1 protein-coding gene is annotated in these 2,005 nt (G+C 41.7%); it reads left to right on the top strand.

Annotated features, from left to right (window positions below):
• A partial coding sequence (locus tag ACP6PK_RS15595; protein WP_426560606.1) for a DUF3987 domain-containing protein occupies positions 1–2,005 on the top strand: 2,005 nt, incomplete at both ends.

Raw genomic sequence — 2,005 nt, 5'->3', positions numbered from 1 at the left:
TGAAGAATGCTTATCAAAAAATGACAGGGCTTTAATTAATGGCGGTGAAGGTCAAAATAATCGCAATAATGCCGGGGCAAAACTAGCTAGAGGTCTGATAGGGGCTGCAAAGAGTCTAGACCATCTAGGATATTCTTCAAGCGACCCCCGTCAACTGTTTGATGATTATTGCAGTCGCTGCACCCCACCACTAGACATTAAAGAAGCTAACCGGATATGGAGGTCGGCAGAGAAGAGTAACCCTACTTCCACATTGACAGATGATGCCTTAGAAAACTGCATCAAAAAGTGGCGCGAAAAAAGAGAGTCTAAAAATAAGTCGGCTTCAAACTCATCCAAAGTTGCAATAAGTAACAATATCGTAGAATTTCCAGCACAACAGTCACAGCAGTGGGAGCTAACCAAAGTAGAAGATAAACTGTCCTTATTAGCAGGAGACCGACCAACAAAAACAACACTAACTAAAGAATTAAAAAAGTTATCTCAAAAAAGTGGTTGGACTGTTAAAGACCTAAGATCTTACTATCAAGAAATCTTAGAAGAACGAGATAAAGCAGCAGAACTAGAAGATGACATAGTAGAGTTTGGAGAAATACTTAGCTCTAACGAGCCTTTACCTTGTGAAGCCATTTTGCCAAAAGAACTACGCCCCATACTGAAGTTTGCAGAAAATCTGGGAGTCAACCCTGAACCTGCCTTAGTTGCCCTAGAAGCTACAGCAGCAAGTCTGATACACCCAGAAACAAGAATAATTGGCAGAAAATGTTCAGACTTTGAAGAAGTACCCACAACTTTTTCAGCCATCGTTGGAGAACCGGGGTCAAAGAAATCTCCTATCATCAATGCAATCGCCTCAAAACCTCTAGGAGTAATGGAAAAAGAGGCTACAGAACAATACAACGCTGAACTAGCAGAATATGAAAAGGAACTGGCAGAATGGGAAAGTGCAGACAAACAAGATAGAGGCGACAAACCTACACCACCAAAGAGAAGACAGTATTTTACTGGAGACTATACTCCGGAAGCTCTCAGAGAAATTGCACAAGACAACCCCAAAATCCTGAGACTGTTTGATGAGCTAGCCAGGGAGGCTAACAGCCGTGGTAGGTACACAAGTGGTAAAGGTGGTGAAGCTCAACAACTATTAGAAAGTTACAACGGTTATCTACCACCAATGAACAGAAAAGGTAAGCATTATCCAAGTTTGTCGGCTAATCAGTCCCTGCTAGGAGGTATTCAGCCAGATGTTTTATCTAATATAATGTCATCTGCTGACCCAACTGGAGAATTTGCTCGGTACAATATAGCGACCCTGAACAAAAAACCTCATTTCTGGAATGGAGATAGCGAGGTTTCAATAAATATCAATCCTTTACTTGTAGGTATCTACGAGAAAATAGATGAGCTGCCATCTTTTAAATTCAACCTTACTCCTGAAGCTTATGCACTATTTGAAAAATATCATAACAAGGCCGAAACCAAAGCAAATGAAGAAACTAAACCCGCTCTAATTTACCAGTACAGCAAAGCAGACGGCAAAATACTCAGGTGGGCGTTGTTGTACCACATCTTAGAAGCCGTAGCAAACGGTCAAACTCCCAGCCAGACTATTGGCAAGAGACCGTTGCAGATTGCTGCTCATAGGATGAGGTATCAGATAAATCAAGTTAGAGCAACTCTAGCTAGGATGGAGAATAATGAACCCAGTAAACTGTTAAAAATCTACAACCTAGCTTTAAGGAAAAATGAAGAAATAACTGCCGGAAGGGTAAAGAAAGTCGGGCACGTTAAGGAGATTGATGAGGCGATCGAACATTTCAGAAAATTAGAAGCCATGGGTTACGGTAAGGTAGTCAAAACGAAACAAACTCACAAATTTGAAGCATTTCCAGAGCGGAAAACGGCAAAGGTGGCAGTAGGTGGCAGTAAGGTGGCAGTAAGTTCTGTCAACTCTTCAAATGGCCTAGAGCCAAGCATTTCACTCACTCCAGGCAATAAAGGTGGC

It is taken from the genome of Dapis hubbardiae BLCC-M172 (genome assembly GCF_050016015.1).
Lineage (GTDB): Bacteria > Cyanobacteriota > Cyanobacteriia > Cyanobacteriales > Microcoleaceae > Trichodesmium.
The sequence above is the reverse complement of the archived record's forward strand: the minus strand, read 5'-3'. Positions and strand labels throughout refer to the sequence as shown.